Genomic DNA, 20,799 nt, shown 5'->3' with positions numbered 1-20,799 from the left:
TTGTAAAAAGATTATTATTGTGCTTACCGCTACCGATATATTTACCATAGCCTCAAAAAAAGCTTTCGAAAAAATTACCCTAAAAGTATTTCGCCACCAGTTCGACAACAATGTGGTGTACCGCGACTTTTGTACTTTTTTAGGCCGTGATAAGCAAAATGTAAACTCAATACAGGAGATTCCGTTTCTGCCCATACAGTTTTTTAAATCGCATAATGTACTAAGCACAACAGATACCGTACAGGAAACCTTTACCAGTAGCGGTACCACCGGCAGCATTACCAGCCGACACCTTGTTACAGACTTAAGTTATTACGAACAAAGCTTCAGGATGGCATTTTCACAGTTCTATGGCAATATAGAAGACTATGCAGTACTGGCACTCCTACCCTCTTACCTGGAACGTGACGGGTCATCGCTTATATACATGGTAGAAGACCTTATAAAAGGATCTAACAACCCACACAGCGGTTTTTACCTTAGCAATTATGATGAGCTAATACAAAAACTTGTAACACTTGATAATTCCGGACAAAATGTATTACTCATAGGCGTTACCTATGCCCTGCTCGACCTTGTAGAAAAACAGGGCTTCAGCCTAAAGAATACTATAATTATGGAAACCGGAGGCATGAAAGGGCGTCGTCGAGAAATGATTCGTGAAGAACTGCATGAAGTGCTTTGCACCGGATTTGGCGTAAGCAAAATACATTCAGAATACGGCATGACAGAACTGCTGTCGCAGGCATATTCTTTAGGCGATGGTATTTTTGAATGCCCGCCATGGATGGATATCTTAATCAGGGATACCGAAGACGCACTCACCTATATAGAGACCGGCAAAACCGGGGGCATAAATGTTATAGACCTGGCAAACTACAATTCGTGCTCCTTTATCGCCACACAAGATCTTGGCAAAAAGTACACAAACCAGAGTTTTGAGGTACTCGGCCGTTTTGACAACAGCGATATCAGAGGATGTAATTTAATGGTAATGTAAGTATTCTATACTGACTAAAACAGATATAAAGCACAAAAAGGGCTCTCAAAAAACCTGAGAGCCCTTTTTTATACCGAAATATAAAAGTAATTATTTACCCTTATTTGCTTCTGTTATATATTTTTCAAGCGCCATGGTCATACTTGGTGTACCCGGAGCCGGAGCCATAATATCTACACGAAGGCCATGATCTAAAGCTTCTTTTTGCGTAGTAGTACCAAAAACTGCTATACGGGTATTGTTTTGCTGAAAATCAGGAAAATTCTTAAACAACGATTTTATACCTGTAGGACTAAAGAACGCCAGCACATCATAATACACATCCTTAAGATCTGTAAGGTCGCTCATCATGGTGCGGTAAAATGTACCGGGAGTCCAGTCTACCTTAAGGCTGTTTAGCACTTGCGGCATATCGTCATTAAGCTGCTCAGAAGAAGGAAGCAAAAACTTCTCATCTTTATACTTCTTAATTAGCGGAGAAAGATCTGCAAAATCCTTTTGGCCAACATAAATTTTACGCTTTCTATACACTACATACTTTTGCAGGTAAAAGGCTATCGCCTCACTCTGGCAAAAATATTTAAGGGTTTCAGGTACTTTGTATCGCATCTCTTCGGCCACCCTAAAAAAGTGGTCTATAGAGTTTTTACTTGTCAGGATGATGGCGGTATAATTATTAAGGTCGATTTTCTGCGCCCTAACGTCTTTAGCGCTTACACCCTCAACATGAATAAACGGCCTGAAATCTACTTTCACCTTTAGCTTATTCTGGATCTCGAAGTACGGTGAATTTTCTACTTTAGGTTCCGGTTGCGAAACCAAAATTGTTTTCACTTTCATAATAGTATGGTTGTTAACTTGCTCTATTAAACCAATAATAGAGAAAAAAATAGGGTGCTATTTCAAGAGCGCAAAGATACAAAATAAAATAAAATAATTTACTGAGTATCAATTTTTGATAAATCCTTAATGAAATAAGGTAAGAGAGTATGCTTGCCGCCACTATAAGCCCTAAAATTATATATAGTACAAGCGCCTTTGGCGCAAGGTTATAAAAGAGCACAACATTAACCGGCAGCAGCAACAAACCTATGTATGCACGGTAGTTTACCTTGTGCAAATTAAACTGCTCGTTAAAATCTTCTATATTAAATGCCGTAGCAATTATTTTTTCGACCAGAAATTTAGCCAGCACAAACGATGTTATAATCGTAAGCAACTGTATATAGTTTAAAAAACCACCCTCGCTTTTACCAAAATAACCCAGTATAAACTGCAACAAAAAAGCGTAAGATATTACCTGCACAAAAAAGAAAGAAATGGTAAACCAGCTTTGCAGGTTGCTGCTGTCTTTATAAATCTTGGTATACTTGTCGCTCCAGGCAAGTTTTACAAACTCTGCAAAGCGTGCTTCAAATACGGTACGGTTTATGGCAATAACCCCAAAACAGCACACAAACAGCACAGTAGCCCAGTCATGAGCACCGGTAATACGTTCGTGTAGTGTAAAATCGTTCATGCTGCAAAAATACTCTTTTTTATAAATCCGTAAGTTAATTATAATTTAATTGTTTTTTATCCGTTGATAAAAGCATTACTTTTGCACAAAATTTTGGCCTCCCAGATGAGCGACGGACTTGTAATTATTCCTACTTATAATGAGATTGAAAATATAGACGCCATTATAACGGCTGTATTTGAACTCAATACACTTTTTGACGTTTTAGTTGTAGACGACAATTCGCCAGATGGCACAGCTGCCAGAGTACGGGAACTGCAACAAAAATATCCTGCATTGTACCTTGAGGTACGACAGGGAAAATCAGGGCTTGGCACCGCATATGTACATGGCTTTAAGTGGGCAATAGCAAGAAAGTACGAATACATTTTTGAAATGGATGCCGATTTTTCGCACAATCCTGCCGATTTGCCAAGGCTTTATGAAGCCTGCCACAAAGGTGCAGACATGGCTATAGGATCTCGCTACGTTACCGGTGTAAACGTTGTTAACTGGCCATTAAGCCGCGTGCTGATGAGCTACTACGCATCGAGCTATGTAAGAACCATTACCGGAATGACAATTCGAGATGCCACAGCGGGTTTTGTATGCTACCGCCGAAAGGTGTTAGAAAGCATAAACCTTGAACGCATAAAATTTGTAGGTTACGCTTTTCAGATAGAAATGAAATACCGTACTTACGCAAACGGCTTTAATATTGTAGAAGTTCCTATAATATTTACAGACCGTACTAAAGGACAAAGTAAAATGAGTTCGGCTATATTTAAAGAAGCTATATTTGGCGTAATACGCCTTAGATGGAAAAAAATGCTGAACAGACTATAAAACTACCATGAACAGGATACTTATTAAGAACGCCAAAATTGTTAACGAGGGTACAATTTTTGAAGGTGATCTTTATATTGAAGACAAGTACATTAAAGAAATTGCCGAAAAGATAAGCCCAAAATCTGGCGATGTAAAAATCGTAGATGCAGAGGGAAGCTTTTTAATACCGGGCGCTATAGACGACCAGGTACATTTTCGCGAACCCGGGTTAACCCACAAAGGCACGATAGAGACTGAGAGCCGCGCTGCCGTAGCCGGTGGTGTAACATCATTTATCGACCAGCCTAATACGGTACCCAATGCCGTAACGCAGGAGCTGTTGGAAGAAAAATACCAGCGCGCCGCAGAAACCTCGTATGCCAACTACTCTTTCATGATGGGCGGCACTAACGATAACCTTGAGGAAGTACTTAAAACCAACCCGCGCAACGTGGCAGGCATAAAACTTTTCCTTGGCTCTTCTACCGGAAACATGCTGGTAGACGACGAAGCGGTGCTCGAAAAAATCTTTAGCAATACTAAAATGCTTATTGCCACGCATTGCGAAGATGAAGCCACGATACGCCAGAACCTTGAAAAATACAAAGAAGAATACGGCGACAATATCCCGGTAAAGCTTCACCCTGTTATACGCTCTGCCGAGGCCTGTTATATTTCTTCTTCAAGAGCTGTAGAACTAGCTAAGAAAACCGGAGCAAGGCTGCACGTATTCCATATATCTACTGCTAAGGAAACAGAGTTATTTACTAACAAGATTCCGCTGGAGGAAAAACAGATTACCGCCGAAGTTTGTATTCACCACCTTTGGTTTACCGATGCAGATTATGACAAAAAAGGTGCGCTGATAAAGTGGAACCCGGCCGTGAAAACAGAAGCAGACCGCGATGCCCTATGGAAAGCCCTGCTTGACGACCGTATTGACGTTATTGCCACAGATCATGCACCACATACACTTGACGAAAAGAAAAACCCATATACAAGCTCTCCATCCGGCGGGCCACTAGTACAACACAGTGTGGTAGCTATGTTTGAAGCCTATCATCAAAAGAAAATATCGGTAGAAAAAATAGTTGAGAAAATGGCTCATAACCCGGCCAAAATATTTAAGGTTGAAAAACGTGGCTTTATCCGCGAGGGGTATTATGCAGACCTTGTTATTGTAAACCCGGGTCATCCATGGAATGTAAAGAAAGAAAACATACTTTACAAATGCGGGTGGTCTCCGTTTGAAGGTGTTAACTTTAAATCGCGCATTAGCCATACCTTTGTAAACGGCCAGCTTGTTTACAGCAACTTTAAGGTAAAAGATATACAATGCGGCGAAAGGCTTCTTTTTAACAGGGAGTAATAGTCCATAGTTAACTTATATAAACAGCCACACCGCAATACTATAAGGTGTGGCTGTTTCGTTTTTATAACATCCGGAAAAAATTGTAATTTTACGACATGAAAAAACTGGTTTTTATACTTTTATCAGCACTGGCTGTTTCCTGTGGCAATGAAAATGCACCAAAACCCGAGCGCCTTTTAAGCGAAGACGAAATGGTAGATATATTATATGATATATCGCTATTACAGGCAGTAAAATCGTATAAATCGCAGATACTGGACACTAATAGTGTAGATCCCCGAACTTATATTTATAAAAAATATAAGCTGGATAGTATTACATTATCTCAAAACCATAACTGGTATGCCTCTGACCTGGAAAATTATGAAAAAATTCAGGGGCGGGTATCTAATAGAATACGAAGTGAGCACGATAAACTGAAACCAAAGAAAAAAGGCAATCCTGACAAGCTTATAGCCAAGCCAGGCCTCGGCACAGGACAGCAAAGGGAGCATAAAATAGAATAACACATCTTAGAATAGCAGGAACTAAACCCTGTCGTATTATTGCTTTATATATTCTGCCGATAATTTTTCGAGATATGGCTTCATGTCTGTAAACCTATAATTAAGTGTACTTATTATTTTAGAACTGTCAAAAGGCTCTGTAGTAAAAGCCGTTTGCGCCATGTGTTTTGTAAGCAGGCGTTTGCGCATCATCAGTTTACTAAGCAGCCAGTCAGCACGCCAGGCAAAGGCCAGCATTAGTTTAGAAGCATAAATAACAGGCCCGCGCTTATTCATTCCTTTTGCTACGGTATCCAGCAGGCTTTTAAAATCTATGTTTTCTGCCACTAAAGTATAACGTTCGGCATTCTGCTCACTCTCCATTAGGCGTAGCATAATTCCAGTAACATCTTCTACAGCCACAACACCCACACTACCCGTAGTATAAAAAGACTGTCCCTTTTTAACCGATTTTAGCACCGCACTACTCCCCTGACCCCAGTAACCGTAGCCAAATATAAGCCCCGGATTTACGATTACAACTTTTAGTCCTTCCTGCCAGCCGCGCCACACTTCCATTTCTGCACCATACTTGCTTATCTGGTAATCGCTATGGTATATCTCTGGGTTCCACTCGGTTTCTTCGGTAATAACGCTACCCGCTATTAAGGGGTCGCCCAGTGCTGCTATCGAGCTAACGTGGCAAAACTTCTGTACACCAAAATCGAGCGCACAGTTAACCATATTAGCTGTACCCTCAATATTTACTTTACGCAACATGGCCTCATCCCGCGGATCGAAAGACATATTTGCCGCACAATGGTACACATGGCTTACACCGTTAAAGGCTTCCTCAAGCGAAGGCACATCGGTAATATCGCCGTTTACCCATTGTATGGTTTCAAACTCAGCTGTTTTACCATAATGGGCAAATAGCTTTTTTGTTTTACTAATATTTTTTTCGTTGTGGTAAAGTGCGCGCAGGGCTGTAGTGCCGCCTGCCAGCCTAAGCAGCAAATGGCCTCCTACTAATCCTGTTCCGCCGGTAATTAGTATCATAGTAACAAATTTAATCATATCGGCCCGATATGGCATTGCCCTATGGTTTTTTATTCGCATTATTTTACAAATGTATAATCGTGTTATCTTCAGGCTTTGTATTTTTGCAGCCGAATTAATTTAGAACGATGAAAAATTTTGTAGCCGAATTGAAATGGAGGGGTATGGTGCACGACATTATGCCGGGAACTGAGGAACAACTGCTTAAAGAAATGACGACTGCCTATATAGGGTTTGACCCTACATCAGACAGCCTGCACATAGGCAGCCTTGTACCCATCATTATCCTTAAACACCTCTATAACCATGGCCACAGGCCTATAGCGCTTGTAGGCGGGGCAACAGGTATGATAGGCGACCCATCAGGCAAAAGTGATGAGCGTAACCTGCTGGACGAAGCCACGCTAAACAAAAACGTAAACGGCATTAAAGCACTACTTTCGAAGTTCCTCGATTTTAATTCAACCGAGGCTAATGCCCCTATACTTGTAAACAATTACGACTGGATGAAAGAATTTTCATTCATAGGCTTTGTGCGCGACGTGGGCAAGCGCATTACCGTAAACTACATGATGGCTAAGGATTCGGTTAAAAAACGTCTTACAGGAGAAGCAGGTAGCGGTATGTCGTTTACCGAGTTTACCTACCAGCTGATACAGGGGTACGATTTTTACCACCTGTACAAAGCGCACAATGCGTTGCTGCAACTTGGCGGGTCTGACCAGTGGGGAAACATTACTACAGGTACAGAGCTTATTCGCCGTATGAGCGATGAAGGTGCTAAAGGCTATGCCATGACGTGCCCGCTTATTACTAAGGCAGACGGCTCTAAATTTGGCAAATCTGAAGGTGGCAATGTATGGCTTACTGCCGATAAAACATCGCCTTACAAATTTTACCAGTTTTGGGTAAAGACCAGCGATGCCGATGCCGAGAAATACATTAAAATTTTTACCTTTCTTGCAGAAGATGAAATAAACACCTTGATCGAAGCCCATAAAGAAGCGCCACATTTAAGGCAGCTACAAAAAAAGCTTGCCGAAGAGGTAACTACTTTTGTGCACGGACAAGAACAGCTTGAGGAAGCGATTAGACGATCTGAGTTTGTATTTTCTAAATTCAACTACGAGCAGCTTAATGCGGTAACCAAAGATTTCTTTACCGATATTTTTGGAGAATTTTTCCATGCAGATATTATGCCTGAGCAATTAAGCCCTGAGCAGGACCTTATCGAACTGCTTTCTGATATTACAAAAATATTCCCGTCGAGGGGTGAGGCAAGAAAAGCTCTTGCAGCGAATGCCGTAGCCGTAAACAAAGAAAAAGTTACTGATGCCTACAAAATGTCTGAAAAAGACCTGGTCTTAGGAAAGTATATTATGATACAGTTTGGCAGGAACAAAACATTTGTTTTAACGCTAAAATAATTTAAGAGGCTTCGGCCTCTTTTTTTTATGCTTATTCCATAAAAGCAATTTCTATCTCGTTGATCTTGCTGTTGCGTATATAAAAAATGGCATAGCCTTTTTGATCTGTAAAATGCACTTCATAATAATAGTTATTATTTAGATCGTTAAGGTTAGCGCCCCAGTTTTTATATTCTGTAGAACATGGGTATAGTGCGTATAGTTTTTCTTCCGTATCACCTATCTGCAAACCATTTACCGTCAGGTCAATCTTTTTAGGAAAGCGGTAGTCCATTAAATAAGCATTAATAGTGTGCACGCCTTTTGCATCAAACTTCAACTTATAGTTATTAATCCAATACTCTTTTATCACCTGCAACCCATCTGCAAAAACTGAATCGGTACGCACGGTCTGAAACATCTCAATGTTTTTCTCAAACCCTTTCCGCTTTTGCCCATATAACGATTTTCCGTTCAGCTGTACCGCTGTGGCCGGAATAGAGTCGCCTTGGTGCGTAGTAAATTCTCCCGCATAATTACGCTCAAAAAAGAAACAAAGGTTTTCGTCCAGCAACCCTTGTAACTTACCTGTAGCATCTATATACTCTGCCTGCTCAGCAGGATCAACGACTGACCTGTTTCCTGCGGTAGCAAAAATGGTATCGCGGTAGCGGTTTACCTGTACAATATACATAATGGGAATAGCGGAGTTATAAACACCCTCATCGCAGTGAATCGCTTTTTTCTCCCACTGCCTCGCCTCTTTTTTAAGGGCAATTAGTGCGTAAGCCAGTTGCTCATCATCGCTTTGTACAGCCTGCAACTTAGCCCCTATAAATGGCCCCTGTTTAGCAATAGCGCTTATGTTGCAAAGGTTAAACCCATTATAGTTTGATACTCGCACAGCCGTAACTTTTGTAAAACTACCATAGTTTTGCGCATGGCCTAAAACTGTAAAGAACAGGAATAGAGGTAATATGTATTTCATGATTAGACAGTTGGTTACCTAAAGATAACGAACTATGCAGAAAGATGGTATGCTAAGGTCAGCTTTTTTACAAATGCCGACATATACCCAAGATATATAAAAGAGATTATTCAGCTCTGTTGCGCTGCACGCACTATGACAAATTCACAACATTACCTTAAAAAACCTTAGTAAAGCAATATTGGCTAATCTACGTATTACCAATGATATGATTATACCTGTTTAAAAAAGTCAAGTGTTTCTTTCAGTACCTCATCGCGGTTTTCAATCTGTGCCATGTGCCCAAACGGATAGGCTACCAGTTTTACGGCAGTACCTTCTACCTGCGGGGCGTGTTCAGCATATAAAAGGCTCTGGTCTTTTTGGCCCAGTATCAGCAAAATTGGGTACGGTGCAAAATGCAGTATCACCTCACGGTCTTTACGCACTTTCATACCTTCTAATGCCGCAACAATACCCTGTACAGGAGTTTGCACAGCTTCAGCCTTTAGCTTTTCAATTTCAGGCGCAAACTTTTCACGGTTTTCTTCGCTAAAAAGATTAGCAATGCTCATCCGCACAAAATTAGTTGCACTTTGTTTTACAGCTACCACGGCACGGTCGCGGTTTATTTTTCGCTCATCGCTATCAGCCAGTGCGGTACTGTTTTGCAGCACCAGCCCTTTAACCATGTCAGGATATAATTCGGCAAAAGCCAAAGCTACATACCCCCCCATACTATGCCCCATAAATACCGCCTTGCGAATGCGTAGCTCATGCAGTATGGCATTTACAGCATCGGCCTGGTCTTCCATAGTGTGTATGTAGCCAATGCAGCCCGTTTGCCCATGACCCAAAAGGTCAATAGTTATAACCCTGTATTTCTTTGAATATTCGGTTACAAAAAAGTCCCACATGCCCTGGTTTTCTAAAAATCCATGAAGCAATACTATAGCAGTACCTTTGCCGCTATCTGTATAGTTTATGGAGATGTTTTTGTAGCTGAGAGTCTTATTATTCAAAGTCGAAATATTTAAAGTTGCCGAAGTGCAAAATTAGAAATTTTGCGGCATACAGCGTATAGGTTTAGAAAAGGTTTAAGAGATATGACAAGAAATTAAGCTTTATACACAGTCAGAGCATAAGAGCAAAGCTGCTCCCTCTCTTTTGAAGAGGGCCAGGGTGAGGCCTTTTAAAAATTTTAACTATTTTTGGGAATCAAAGAATACTAATGAAGATTATATCATACAACGTAAACGGCATACGCGCCGCCTACACAAAAGGATTTATTGACTGGCTTAAAAGCGCCAACCCCGATATTATTTGCCTTCAGGAAATAAAGGCCACACACGACCAGGTAGAGGTCAACCTGCTCGAAGAAGCCGGATACCCCTACCACTACTGGTTCAGTGCCCAGAAAAAAGGCTACAGTGGCGTAGCTATATTCAGCAAGCACAAGCCTAATAACGTAGTTTATGGCACCGGCATAGAACACATGGATTTTGAGGGCCGCAACCTGCGTCTTGATTTTGACACTTTTAGTGTTATGAGCCTGTACCTGCCCAGTGGTACCAACATAGACCGCCTGAGCCATAAATTTAAATATATGGATGATTTTCAGGAGTACATTAACAACCTGAAACTAGAGCATCCTAACCTGGTTATTTGCGGCGATTATAACATTTGCCACGAAGCCATAGACATACACGACCCTATACGCAATGCTAAGGTATCGGGCTTCCTGCCTGAGGAGCGTGCCTGGCTAGATGCTTTTATAAAAAATGGCTTTGTAGACACTTTCCGCCATTTTAATAAAGACCCGCACCACTACAGCTGGTGGAGTTACCGTGCCAATGCACGTAATAACAACAAAGGGTGGCGCATTGATTATGCGCTGGTTACAGAGCCCATGCGCGCGAGGCTGACCCGTGCGGTAATTTTACCCGAGGCAAAACACAGCGACCACTGCCCGGTACTGGTAGAATTTGAATAAAAAGGGCAAGGTTATTGCGAAAGCAAAAAACGTTTTAATTGACCACTAAAAACATTCACAAATATGAGGATCAAAACGATTTCGGCTGGATTACTGGCGCTGGCACTTACTACGAGCTGCGTTTCTAAAAAGGTGTATACTGACCTTGAGAATAAGTATGCCGACCTGAAAAAGGAGAACCGTGAGATGGCTGACCAGAATACAGCCCTTACTAAAGAAAAGAACGAACTGGACCTGAAAGGCAAAGACCTTAAAAGCCAGCTTGATAAAGCTATTGCCGAGCGCGATAAGCTTGCCGCTGATTATGCTGCTACAAAGGCCAATCTTGATAATTTAAAAACAAGCTACACTGCCCTTGAAAAAGACAGCAGCAGCGCCCTTGATGCTAACGTTAAAAAGAACCGCGAGCTCCTGGCACAGCTTGAAGCCAAAGAAAAAGCACTGGCTGCCGAGAAAGACAGGCTGGATAAACTAAGTGCTGAGCTAAAAGACCGTTCTGCCCGTGTAGACGAACTTGAGGGAAAAATGGCTGCACAGGAAGCCAGCATGGTTGCGCTTAAAGACAAACTGAGCAAAGCACTTAACAGCTTTACAGGAAAAGGCCTTACCGTTGAACACAAAAACGGAAAGGTATATGTAAGTATGGAAAACAAATTGCTTTTTGGATCAGGGTCATGGACTGTAGGGCCTGAAGGTAAAAAAGCCGTTGTAGAAGTTGCAAAGGTACTGGCTGATAACCCGGATATATCTGTGCTTATTGAAGGCCATACCGATAATGTACCTTATGCAGGCGGTGGTGCCGTTACAGATAACTGGGACCTTTCTACAAAGCGTGCCACGGCTATTGTAAACATTATTCGTGAGAATAAGGCGGTAGACCCTAAAAACCTTACTGCGGCAGGCCGTAGCGAATTTGCGCCGATAACCAGCAACGAAACGGCTGAGGGCAAAAGTAAAAACCGCCGTATAGAAATTATACTTACACCTAAGCTTGACGAAATAAGCAAATTGCTTAACGACATCAACTAAGTTTATATTCTAAAGTATTTTAGCCACGAATTACACTAATGAACACGAATTTGATTTGTGATTATTAGTGTAATTCGTGGCTTTTAATTTAACGTGAGTTCGATTTAAGTGAATCATAAGATATTTATACCTACATGATACTGAAGACACAGGTGTTCGGAAGACTAAATTTGCCAGTTAGAGAGCCCCGGAGGGGCGACATATTTATAGTAATTGTAACGCCAGAGTGAGCAGAGCTCCGGAGGAGCGGCATATTTTTGTAATTATGTGCCGTTCCTCCGGAACTCCTGACCATGTCCTACAATCATTTTCTATAGACATGCCGCTTCTCCGAAGCTGAATAGGGTTATTTGGATAGTCAACTAACTCTTACACCTGTGTCGTCCTTAAGACCTTGCAGGAACCTCTAATAATCCAATCTGTGCGAACCTGCAAGGTTTTTTTAACCTTGTAGGTTTTAAAAAGAAAATAATATCTTAACTCGAACTCACGTTAACTTATAAAAATGCAGAGAGGCGGCCTATAGTAGACCGCCTCTCCTTTTTGCAAACGCTCTCTCTTCAATATATTACCTGTTTACCATTACCTTATGGGTTTCGGTAGCAGTATCAGATGTAATTTTAACTATATATGTACCCGTAGCTACATCCTGGAGGCCTAATGTAGTAAGGCTTCCGTCTGCTTTAGCCTGTTGTATTATTTTACCCGTAGCCAGTTCGTACACGGCTATCTGTGCATCACCTGTATGGTTTTGCGCCAGTTGCACATTTAGCAACCCGCCTACTGATGGATTAGGGAACACCATGCTTTTTAGCGATGCAAAATCAGCTGTACTTGCAGTACTACAAAGTTCCTGTGCCTCATAAGCACCAATGTCACGCCTGTTGTTAAATACACTCATACCCAACTGATCATTAAACGTATCTGCCGGGTCGCCCATATCAGCGGCCGCACTTGGGCAATCAAACGCATGGTAAGGCAAGCCATCTTCTGCATCCGTAAGTGGTAGCAGACTGGCAACTGCCGGAGCAAGCAACGTACCTGTAATATCATTTTCATTAGAAGTAAAGTCGTCACTATCTGCAAAGCCTACCAGGTTGTAACCACCTGATACAATAGCTGCAGTATCGCTAAACAGGTCGCGGCCTGATATAAGTGCGATATTACCCGATACAATTGTGTTTTTTATTGTTGCCGCCGTAGCAGCGTTGTGATAAATACCTCCACCACTAACAGTAGCGCTGTTTAGTGTAATAGTATTTGCATTAACAGTAAGCGTACCCGTGCTGTAAATACCACCGCCATTAGCTATAGATGTATTGCCAGAAATAGTACTTCCTGATATCGCTGCCGTACCGCCATTAACATGTATACCACCGCCACGGCCCAGTAAGCCTGTAGCTGTATTAGCCGCAATGGTAGATTTATTTACAACCAGTGTACCGCCGTTATTAAATATGCCGCCGCCGCCATCTGTAATGGTTGCGCCACGCGCTATATTTGCTGTAATGTATACGCCGTTAACTGTAAGTGTACCGGTTGCATTCCACAAGCCGCCACCTTCTACTGCTGAGTTGCCTCTTACCACGCCACCAGTAATTGTTGCGCTGCCCGCTCCGGTTATGTGTAGCCCTCCACCGTTACCGGGGCTGCTGCCTGTACTATTATTTATAAGGTCTACGTTAGTAAGCACTATAGTACTGGTACCCGAATTGTCTTCGATACCACCACCTGCACGTGCTGCTGTATTGCCCGATATCTCGGTATCTGTAACACTAAGCTGCGAACCTACATCGTTAAGGATACCTCCACCGCTACCCGCAGCACCATCGGCTACGTTATTGCTTATGGTTGCGTTTATAATGGTAACTGTACCACCATTAAGGTTATAAATACCACCACCGCCCTGGTCTGCTAATGCGCCGCTGGCTGTGTTGTTTGTTATTAATGTACCGTCTATATTCATGGTTCCGGTTCCATTCCACAAACCACCACCTTCGGCACCTGCCTCATTGCCTGATACCGTACCGCCACTTATAGACACAGTACCTGCACCCGTTACGTGAAGGCCACCACCATTACCCGGTGAATTATTGGTTACGTTGTCTGTCAGGGTTATATTGGTCAGTGTAACCTGTCCATTTGCACCTGAGTTATCTTCGATACCGCCACCGGCGCGGTTTGATGTATTATCTGAAATAAGGGCACCGTTTACAGTAAGCCTTCCGCCAGCATCGTTAAGTATACCACCACCACTACCGGCAGCACCATTTGCTATATTACCGGTAATTTCTGTACCTGTATTAACAGTAAGTATTCCGCTAAGGTTATAGATACCGCCACCGCCCTGGTCAGCTCCCGCACCACTGGCTATATTGCCTGTAATAGTAACCGACTGTAATGTCATTGTACCAGACCCGTTCCACAGTCCGCCGCCTTCTGCCGCAGCAGTATTTTCAGATACTGTACCACCGGTAATTACGGTATTTCCTGCACCTGTTATGTGTAGCCCACCGCCATTGCCAGGGTTAGCGCCTGTTGTATTTTCATCAAGCGTAACATCTGTTAGTGTAATGGTAGTATTGGCTCCACTATTTCCTTCTATAGCACCACCTGCACGGTTCGCCGTATTTTCTGAGAATGTAGTACCGTTAGCCGTAAAGTTACCTGCCGCACCTATAAGTACCGCGCCACCGCTACCAGCTGCGCCTGTAGCGTCATTTCCTGTAAATGATGAAGCGTTTACCGTAAGAGCGCCGCCTTCTGCATAGATAGCACCACCACCCTGCCCGGCTGTTGCACCTGCGGCTTTGTTATTGGTAAAAGCGGCATTGTTGATTAGTATTGTAGACCCGGTTGCTGAAATTGCACCGCCATTTACCGTTGCAGATCCGTTTGTAAAACCTACGTTGTTAATGGTAAGCATCTGTGCATTGGTTACTACAAAAATCTGGCTATTATCTGCACCGCTAAAAACGGTATCGTCGTCGCCATTACCATTAATAGTAATACTTTTGTTAATGGTAATTGCCGATTGTAGTGTAATAGTACCGTTTGCCCCGGCACTAAAAAGAATGGCTCCGCCTGCGGCAATGTCTGCCACGGCCTGCCTGAAAGATCCTGCCCCGCTATCGTTAGTATTAGATACAGTTATGCTTTGCGCAAAGGACTGAAACCCTGTGAGCAGGCATAAAAATAGCAGGCTTTTTAAAAGAGTAGCTGTTTTTTTCATAAAATGATTTTAGTTGTTAATTCTACCTCTAAGCTACGACGGAGGCGTGTTAAGGGTTTCACAATCTGAACATTAAAAACTCTAATCTATTTTTAATATTGGTTGCTATACCCTGTTAACACTAATGGTTAAGTGATTTTTGAGGCCAGCTGAATTAACAATACTTTATGCCTTGTTAAAGCATAAACAGCATGGCGATTTTAGTAAAATCATTGCATAAACTATCTTTACACACTTGTAAGTAATGCGTAAAATGAATAAATGTATAGTCTTGAAAACTATTTAAGAAGCAGGTTTTATATGCATATCGCGGGTAAAGGTTATCTTAATAACCGCACCGCCTTCATTATACATCTCAAAAGTGCCGTTTAAGTCCTGGCCCAGTCCGCGGATAAGGTTCATGCCGAGGGAATCTGTATCTTCTATATCAATAGTAATCCCTCCACCATTATCTGCAATGCGAAGTTCATACAATTCGGCCGCTATATTTTTAAAGGATATGTTTATCTGGCCCCTGCCCTTACCTTTAAACGCATATTTTACACTGTTGGTAATGGCTTCATTTAGTATAAGCCCTACCGGTACCACCTGAGAAACATCAAAATCGACATTGTCAACATTGGTTATAAAATCAATATTACCATCGTCAAACGTATCTTTTAAAAAGTACACCAGTTCGCTGATATACGTTTTCATATTAATAGACGAAAGATTCTCTGCCTGATACAGCTTTTGGTGAATGAGCGACATGGCGTGCACACGGCGCTGGCTGTCTTTAATAGCCGTTACCGCTGCTTTGTCTTTAAGGTAGGCAGACTGGCTGTTGAGCAGGCTCATAACAATTTGCAGGTTATTCTTTACCCTGTGGTGTACTTCTTTTAAAAGCCATTCCTTTTCATCTACAAGATGGCTCAGTATATTATTCTTATCTGTAATTTCGGCTTGTTGCCTGTACAGCAGTTCATTTGTTTTTTGCTTGCTTTTGTAAGCACGGTACAGTATTATAAAAAATATAACAACAAGCAAAATTATCCCCAACGATATGTTTCGAATCAACTGGGCATCTTTGGTACGGCTTTTTTGAAGTTCGGTTTCTTTGCCCAGTAGTTTTATGTTCTGCGTTTTCAGCAATATATCCTTATCCTTTTTCTCGGTTTCATATTCTATCTGCAACCGGGAAATTTCGTTGTTCTTACTGATATCAAAAAGAGAATCATCGGCAACGCGCACTTTATTAAGGTTTTCTATGGCCTTTATGTAATTACCCTGGGTAGAGTCTACTTGGTAAGCCAGCATATAAAACATTTTTTTGCGGTTGTAGCCCTCACTTTTATCTGCAAAAGGCTTCATCCTGTCAAGATACAGGCGTGCCTTTTCAAAATCTTTAATGCCCAGATAATAACGCGTAAACGCAATGTTCATGTTGTATATAAACGGTGCAGGAAGCTCACTGCCAGAATTATCTGCCAGTACATGTAACGCTTTACAATACCGTGCAGCTTTTGCAAAGTCTTTTTGGAATACATAATTATGCAGAAAGCAAAGCTGTAGTGTAATCTTGTCAATTTTAAGCTCAGGAGGGTATCTTGAAGAGGTTCGCGCCAGTACCGATTCGCTCTCCTTGTATTTTTTAAGCTTTACCAATAACCCGGAAATGTTGTTAAGTGCTGTGTATATGGCCTGCTTATCATTAATTACCGTAGCTTCATGCAACGATTTATACAGGTATTTAAGGCAAAGCTGGTCATCGCTTAACTGACTGTATATAATTGCGAGCTGATTATAGGTATAACTCAGTAACTCATGTTCGCGGTTAAGTTCTTCTCCATAACGGGCAGCCTGCAAAAAGTACTCAATCGCCTTTTTGTTAAGCCCTGCCGTAAAGTAGTTGTTACCAAGCACACGATAGGTATTGGTAAGGCTTGCCCCGGATATGGTTTTATATATAGCAAGCGAACGCTCGCCCAGTTCTATTGCCTTAACATTGTTGCCTACATAATTATAATGGTCTGATGCCAGGGTAAGGATGTTTGCAAGCTGCTTTTTGGTGCTTTTTTTTCCGTAGGCTTCCAGCGCCTGCTCCAGATAGGTCGTTTTTTGTTCCAGTTCATCATAAAAATTCAGCTGGTTGTAAAGTTCTTCGAGCGCTTCACCCCTTGCATCCTGAAAATTTTTTGCAGTAGCCAGTTCCAGCGCTTCTTTCGCAAAAGTGGTAGCCTTGCTTTTTTGCCCTAGTTGATTATAAGATCGCGCAAGCAGTACTTTACTATGGCTAACGGCATAGTTATCTTTAAGTACAACACTGTGTTTTAATGCTTCATCGGCAAAATAAAAAGCACTGTCAGCCGCTTTTACAGCCGGGTGATACGGATCAAGATATACTTCAGCCAGCTGGTTTAAAACAGCTATTTTTTGTTTTTCGCCTTTTGCCGATAAAAGCTTATTTCTAAGCGCACCAGTACTTTGGGCAGATGAACCCAGGCTAAAAAAAATGGTGGATAAAAGCAGTAGCAGGCGTATCATGCGCAGTAATATTGCCCCCTCAAATGTATATATAATACATTAAGAGAAGGTATTAAGGATATTCTCAAATCTAAAAAGATGTGTAAATATACTCAAATTCCTGTTAAAATAATTTAACAGAACACGCACCTACTTGTGTTTTTTTGATGAGGAACTATATTGTTTTATGCAAAAAATATCTTGCCGCAGGGCTACCTTGTTCCGGTGCGCCAAATTTATCAAGCTTTACAAGCATTTCATCTTCAGTCTTAACCTGAAACTTGAGGTGGTCGCCCTCTGCATCCAGCGTTACGATCTTTTTATCGTCAAGATTATAAGTACCCTTATATATATGTGGCTTTGCTTCCTTACCCAGGTATTGCGATGAAAGAGCATAGGTATTATCAGCATTTAGGGTGAGTTTTGTCAGTATGCCCTTGCAGTCGCCACAAGGCAGGCTTCCGCTGTAGCTGCCATACCAGCCGGCATTATTAGTTGTTGCCGCCACGCTGTCTACCGTTATCGTATCTAATTCAGCAGGAGGAACAGTATCCAGCTTAGAGCCTGGCAGTGTGCCTTGTTCCTGTTGCTCTATCGTTGTTTTTTCATTTTCTTTTTTACAGCCCGTAGCCACAGTTAGTGCAGCCATAAGGCAAATGACAAGTAAATTTTTCATGACTCATTATTTTTTGTATCTTAAAGTTAGAAAAAATCAGCGCATAAGGTTCACAACGGTTTCACAAAGTTGATTAAGCCGTTTTGTGGTTTCTTAAAATGATATAGCTTTGCGCACCGTTTAGGTAAAACATTTACAGATATGAAAAAAGACATTATTATACCACAGGTTGAGAACGTTTATGTAGCTGCAATGCAGGAATGGAACGACGATTTTATGGAAAAAACCTGGTATGCCTACCTTATTAACGACAGTAACGAAAAACTGGAAACTGCCATTGTAGTAAGTAGCGCCCACGGCCTTATAAATGATGAAGAGCGAAAAACCAGCAGCCTGCGCCACGATTATGCAGAGGTAGCACCGGATACAGCTACTAAAATAGAAATGATAGAAGGAAGTGTACTGGCACTTAACAATGTGTTTATGGTTACCTTTTTTATAGGCAACAAGCTGTATGACAAAAAGTTTGTATTTAAAGCCGGCAGCATTAATGAAGACAACGTGACTGAACTTCCTGTTATATTTAAAGACGGGGTTTTAGTGAAGTAAACTTAAAAGCGTTGTTAATCTGATAAGCATTTTTGTCATCCTGACGAAGGAAGTATCTTATGTAAATTAGTCAATTGAGATTCTTCACTCCATTTCATTACGTTCAGAATGACACATTTGGGAAAACCTCTTTTTTACAAAGTAAAGTAAGTTACTGCGATGAATAAGACAACTGACAGTAAAAGCAAGGGGATAATAGGATAATTAAAATTACTGTTATCCTTATTTAGCCATGCCTTCATGATTAACGCAGGAACCAAAAAAATCAACATTAAGGCAGCAATAATAATCTGAATTGTATCATTTTCAATAAGATTCATAGGAAGTACTGCTAAGAACCCTAAACCTAATACAATATCAACATACTTTTCTATTTTCACCAGAAATTGATTATTGGTTTGTTTACACATAAAGTTTAAATCCAAAGGTAAAAATCGGATTGTTTTAAAAGCGAATATACTACTTTAATAAAAAATAGCTGCCCGTCCCCGGGCAGCCTTTCCAAAAACATCTATTCTAAAATCCACAATTATGCCAGCGGACCGCCGGCGATAATTTCGTTATTTGAGAATTCCTCAAATTTAGTAAAATTTTTCCTGAAGTTATGCGCTAATTCTTTAGCTTTTTCATCATAGGCTTCTTTATCATTCCATGTATCCCTTGGGTTTAAAACCTCATCAGGCACATTTGGGCAACTTTGCGGCACCTTTAATCCAAAGTAAGGCTCTGCAATGTATTCAACAGCATCAAGTTCGCCATTAAGCGCGGCTGTTATCATGCTACGGGTATAGCGCAGTTTCATCCTGCTGCCGGTACCGTAAGCACCTCCGGTCCATCCGGTATTTATAAGCCATACATTTACGCCGGTATCCCTCATTTTTTCTATCAGCATCTCTGCATAACTTGCAGGGTGCAACGGCATGAAAGGTGCGCCAAAACAAGCCGAAAAATTAGGCTGCGGCTCTTTAACACCTTCTTCTGTACCTGCTACCTTAGCCGTATAACCAGATATAAACCAGTAAGCCGCCTGAGCCGGTGTAAGCTTACTGATAGGAGGAAGTATACCAAACGAGTCGGCACTTAAAAAGAATATATTTTTGGGGTTATGCCCTACAGATCCGGGCTGTATATCATTTATAAAATCTATTGGGTAGCTTACGCGCGTATTTGGCGTAATACTTACATCTTCATAATCTACCTCGTTAGTACCCGGTTTAAACACTATATTTTCGAGCAAAGCGCCTTTTTTTATGGCACGGAAAATATCAGGTTCGTGCTCATCGGTCAGGTTTATGGCTTTAGCATAGCAACCGCCCTCAAAATTAAATACCGAGTTTTCACGCGTCCAGCCGTGCTCGTCGTCACCTATAAGCCTGCGTGCAGGATCTGCACTCAGCGTGGTTTTTCCGGTACCGGATAAGCCAAAGAATATGGCCGTGTCGCCATCCTTACCCACGTTTGCACTACAGTGCATAGGGAGTGTATCTTCAAAAACCGGCAATATAAAATTAAGCGCACTAAAAATACCTTTCTTCATTTCGCCAGTGTAGCCTGTACCGCCTATAAGAGCAATTTTACGGGTAAAGTTAAGTATCGCAAAGTTTGTGCTGCGTGTACCGTCTACCTCAGGGTTAGCCTTAAAGCCCGGCGCGCATATTACATGCCAGTCTGCCGAAAAGTTTTCTAACTCCTCTTGCTTTGGCCTCAAAAACATATTGTAGCAAAACAGGTTGCTCCACGCATATTCTGTTACGCTCCTTACGTTAAGCCTGTAGTTAGAATCTGCGCAAACATAACCGTCTCGCACATAAATCTCTTTACCTGAAAGATAGGCTGTAACCTTATCATACAAGGCATCAAACTTATCAGTATCAAAAGGTATGTTTACTTTTCCCCACCAAACATTGTTTTCTGTAATGGCATCTTTTACAATAAATCGGTCTTCAGGCGACCTTCCTGTAAAGGCTCCTGTGTTAATGGCTAGTGCACCGGTAGCAGTTTCTGCCCCCTGCCCTTTTTCAATGGTAATGTTGTGAAGTTCTTCCGGCGAAAGCTGGTACCTCATTGTAGCCCCAGTAATTCCTGGGATTTCTAACGCAATCGTTTTCGTAAAAAGGCCGTAGTTATCCATAATTTAAGGCTGTGTTTGGGTTATTTCAGGCCTCAAAGATAACAAAAATCCTTTACTTGGTAAAAAATTACG

18 protein-coding genes are annotated in these 20,799 nt (G+C 41.6%); 8 read left to right on the top strand and 10 right to left on the bottom strand.

Annotated features, from left to right (window positions below; translation table 11 throughout):
* The first annotated feature begins 19 nt into the window (after positions 1 to 19).
* Entirely contained in the window at positions 20 to 1,000 is a 981-nt protein-coding gene (locus DYH63_RS20210) for a LuxE/PaaK family acyltransferase (protein WP_116790517.1), read from the top strand.
* Positions 1,001 to 1,090: 90 nt separating this feature from the next.
* Here the strand turns inward: DYH63_RS20210 and DYH63_RS20205 are convergent, their stop codons facing one another.
* Together DYH63_RS20205 and DYH63_RS20200 are read right to left on the bottom strand one after the other, a co-directional pair.
* Positions 1,091 to 1,840, bottom strand: a complete 750-nt coding sequence (locus DYH63_RS20205; protein WP_116790516.1) for a uroporphyrinogen-III synthase — start codon at positions 1,838 to 1,840, stop codon at positions 1,091 to 1,093.
* A gap of 13 nt (positions 1,841 to 1,853) precedes the next feature.
* Positions 1,854 to 2,519: a DUF4271 domain-containing protein gene (locus DYH63_RS20200; protein WP_116790515.1), complete on the bottom strand. Its 666-nt coding sequence runs from the start codon at positions 2,517 to 2,519 to the stop codon at positions 1,854 to 1,856.
* A gap of 105 nt (positions 2,520 to 2,624) precedes the next feature.
* Between DYH63_RS20200 and DYH63_RS20195 the strand changes: the two genes are divergently transcribed.
* The 3 genes from DYH63_RS20195 (at position 2,625) to DYH63_RS20185 (ending at position 5,204) form a co-directional block, all read left to right on the top strand.
* The gene (locus tag DYH63_RS20195) at positions 2,625 to 3,344 is read left to right on the top strand and encodes a polyprenol monophosphomannose synthase (RefSeq protein ID WP_116790514.1); all 720 of its coding nucleotides are present in this window, start codon (positions 2,625 to 2,627) and stop codon (positions 3,342 to 3,344) included.
* 7 nt (positions 3,345 to 3,351) lie between these two features.
* Positions 3,352 to 4,695, top strand: a complete 1,344-nt coding sequence (locus DYH63_RS20190) for a dihydroorotase (RefSeq protein WP_116790513.1) — start codon at positions 3,352 to 3,354, stop codon at positions 4,693 to 4,695.
* A gap of 98 nt (positions 4,696 to 4,793) precedes the next feature.
* Positions 4,794 to 5,204, top strand: a complete 411-nt coding sequence (locus DYH63_RS20185) for a DUF4296 domain-containing protein (protein ID WP_116790512.1) — start codon at positions 4,794 to 4,796, stop codon at positions 5,202 to 5,204.
* 36 nt (positions 5,205 to 5,240) lie between these two features.
* Here the strand turns inward: DYH63_RS20185 and DYH63_RS20180 are convergent, their stop codons facing one another.
* Complete coding sequence (locus DYH63_RS20180; RefSeq protein ID WP_116790913.1) at positions 5,241 to 6,242, bottom strand: NAD-dependent epimerase/dehydratase family protein; 1,002 nt, start codon at positions 6,240 to 6,242, stop codon at positions 5,241 to 5,243.
* Between the two features lie 128 nt (positions 6,243 to 6,370).
* Here DYH63_RS20180 and tyrS point away from each other — a divergent pair, with 128 nt between their 5' ends.
* The gene (gene tyrS, locus DYH63_RS20175; protein ID WP_116790511.1) at positions 6,371 to 7,669 is read left to right on the top strand and encodes a tyrosine--tRNA ligase; all 1,299 of its coding nucleotides are present in this window, start codon (positions 6,371 to 6,373) and stop codon (positions 7,667 to 7,669) included.
* 31 nt (positions 7,670 to 7,700) lie between these two features.
* Here tyrS and DYH63_RS20170 read toward each other — a convergent pair whose 3' ends face one another.
* Together DYH63_RS20170 and DYH63_RS20165 are read right to left on the bottom strand one after the other, a co-directional pair.
* A complete protein-coding gene (locus tag DYH63_RS20170) occupies positions 7,701 to 8,636 on the bottom strand; it encodes a hypothetical protein (RefSeq protein WP_116790510.1) in 936 nt (311 codons plus the stop codon).
* A gap of 212 nt (positions 8,637 to 8,848) precedes the next feature.
* Positions 8,849 to 9,637 (bottom strand): alpha/beta fold hydrolase, encoded by a 789-nt coding sequence (locus DYH63_RS20165; protein ID WP_116790509.1) that lies wholly within the window; start codon positions 9,635 to 9,637, stop codon positions 8,849 to 8,851.
* A gap of 209 nt (positions 9,638 to 9,846) precedes the next feature.
* On the opposite strand from DYH63_RS20165, the gene DYH63_RS20160 reads away from it, so the two are divergent.
* Entirely contained in the window at positions 9,847 to 10,608 is a 762-nt protein-coding gene (locus DYH63_RS20160; RefSeq protein ID WP_116790508.1) for an exodeoxyribonuclease III, read from the top strand.
* Positions 10,609 to 10,671: 63 nt separating this feature from the next.
* Complete coding sequence (locus DYH63_RS20155; RefSeq protein WP_116790507.1) at positions 10,672 to 11,637, top strand: OmpA family protein; 966 nt, start codon at positions 10,672 to 10,674, stop codon at positions 11,635 to 11,637.
* 568 nt (positions 11,638 to 12,205) lie between these two features.
* On the opposite strand, the gene DYH63_RS20150 is transcribed toward DYH63_RS20155, so the two are convergent.
* The 3 genes from DYH63_RS20150 to DYH63_RS20140 all read right to left on the bottom strand — a co-directional run bounded on the left by DYH63_RS20150 (position 12,206) and on the right by DYH63_RS20140 (position 18,047).
* Positions 12,206 to 14,869 carry a T9SS type A sorting domain-containing protein gene (locus tag DYH63_RS20150; protein WP_116790506.1) on the bottom strand — a complete coding sequence of 888 codons (2,664 nt, stop codon included), beginning with the start codon at positions 14,867 to 14,869 and terminating at the stop codon, positions 12,206 to 12,208.
* Positions 14,870 to 15,151: 282 nt separating this feature from the next.
* The gene (locus tag DYH63_RS20145) at positions 15,152 to 17,392 is read right to left on the bottom strand and encodes a histidine kinase dimerization/phosphoacceptor domain -containing protein (protein WP_116790505.1); all 2,241 of its coding nucleotides are present in this window, start codon (positions 17,390 to 17,392) and stop codon (positions 15,152 to 15,154) included.
* Between the two features lie 154 nt (positions 17,393 to 17,546).
* The gene (locus DYH63_RS20140) at positions 17,547 to 18,047 is read right to left on the bottom strand and encodes a copper resistance protein NlpE (protein WP_116790504.1); all 501 of its coding nucleotides are present in this window, start codon (positions 18,045 to 18,047) and stop codon (positions 17,547 to 17,549) included.
* A gap of 141 nt (positions 18,048 to 18,188) precedes the next feature.
* Here DYH63_RS20140 and DYH63_RS20135 point away from each other — a divergent pair, with 141 nt between their 5' ends.
* Positions 18,189 to 18,596: a hypothetical protein gene (locus DYH63_RS20135; protein ID WP_116790503.1), complete on the top strand. Its 408-nt coding sequence runs from the start codon at positions 18,189 to 18,191 to the stop codon at positions 18,594 to 18,596.
* A gap of 134 nt (positions 18,597 to 18,730) precedes the next feature.
* Here DYH63_RS20135 and DYH63_RS20130 read toward each other — a convergent pair whose 3' ends face one another.
* Both DYH63_RS20130 and pckA read right to left on the bottom strand, forming a co-directional pair.
* Positions 18,731 to 18,976 carry a hypothetical protein gene (locus DYH63_RS20130; protein ID WP_162927111.1) on the bottom strand — a complete coding sequence of 82 codons (246 nt, stop codon included), beginning with the start codon at positions 18,974 to 18,976 and terminating at the stop codon, positions 18,731 to 18,733.
* A 149-nt stretch (positions 18,977 to 19,125) separates the two neighbouring features.
* Positions 19,126 to 20,727 (bottom strand): phosphoenolpyruvate carboxykinase (ATP), encoded by a 1,602-nt coding sequence (pckA, locus tag DYH63_RS20125; RefSeq protein WP_116790501.1) that lies wholly within the window; start codon positions 20,725 to 20,727, stop codon positions 19,126 to 19,128.
* Between the last annotated feature and the right edge of the window lie 72 nt (positions 20,728 to 20,799).

The sequence above is a fragment of the Flavobacterium psychrotrophum genome, from assembly GCF_003403075.1.
Taxonomy (GTDB): Bacteria; Bacteroidota; Bacteroidia; order Flavobacteriales; family Flavobacteriaceae; genus Flavobacterium; species Flavobacterium psychrotrophum.
Note: the sequence above shows the minus strand (reverse complement) of the source record. Positions and strands in the feature narration are given on the sequence as shown.

Bases quoted from the DNA above. Each gene is read 5' to 3' on its own strand.
- DYH63_RS20145 (WP_116790505.1), bottom strand. From the start codon at position 17,392: ATGATACGCCTGCTACTGCTTTTATCCACCATTTTTTTTAGCCTGGGT.
- DYH63_RS20190 (WP_116790513.1), top strand. From the start codon at position 3,352: ATGAACAGGATACTTATTAAGAACGCCAAAATTGTTAACGAGGGTACA.
- pckA (WP_116790501.1), bottom strand. From the start codon at position 20,727: ATGGATAACTACGGCCTTTTTACGAAAACGATTGCGTTAGAAATCCCA.
- DYH63_RS20160 (WP_116790508.1), top strand. From the start codon at position 9,847: ATGAAGATTATATCATACAACGTAAACGGCATACGCGCCGCCTACACA.
- DYH63_RS20140 (WP_116790504.1), bottom strand. From the start codon at position 18,047: ATGAAAAATTTACTTGTCATTTGCCTTATGGCTGCACTAACTGTGGCT.
- tyrS (WP_116790511.1), top strand. From the start codon at position 6,371: ATGAAAAATTTTGTAGCCGAATTGAAATGGAGGGGTATGGTGCACGAC.
- DYH63_RS20170 (WP_116790510.1), bottom strand. From the start codon at position 8,636: ATGAAATACATATTACCTCTATTCCTGTTCTTTACAGTTTTAGGCCAT.
- DYH63_RS20135 (WP_116790503.1), top strand. From the start codon at position 18,189: ATGAAAAAAGACATTATTATACCACAGGTTGAGAACGTTTATGTAGCT.
- DYH63_RS20185 (WP_116790512.1), top strand. From the start codon at position 4,794: ATGAAAAAACTGGTTTTTATACTTTTATCAGCACTGGCTGTTTCCTGT.
- DYH63_RS20180 (WP_116790913.1), bottom strand. From the start codon at position 6,242: ATGATACTAATTACCGGCGGAACAGGATTAGTAGGAGGCCATTTGCTG.
- DYH63_RS20150 (WP_116790506.1), bottom strand. From the start codon at position 14,869: ATGAAAAAAACAGCTACTCTTTTAAAAAGCCTGCTATTTTTATGCCTG.
- DYH63_RS20200 (WP_116790515.1), bottom strand. From the start codon at position 2,519: ATGAACGATTTTACACTACACGAACGTATTACCGGTGCTCATGACTGG.
- DYH63_RS20205 (WP_116790516.1), bottom strand. From the start codon at position 1,840: ATGAAAGTGAAAACAATTTTGGTTTCGCAACCGGAACCTAAAGTAGAA.
- DYH63_RS20155 (WP_116790507.1), top strand. From the start codon at position 10,672: ATGAGGATCAAAACGATTTCGGCTGGATTACTGGCGCTGGCACTTACT.
- DYH63_RS20195 (WP_116790514.1), top strand. From the start codon at position 2,625: ATGAGCGACGGACTTGTAATTATTCCTACTTATAATGAGATTGAAAAT.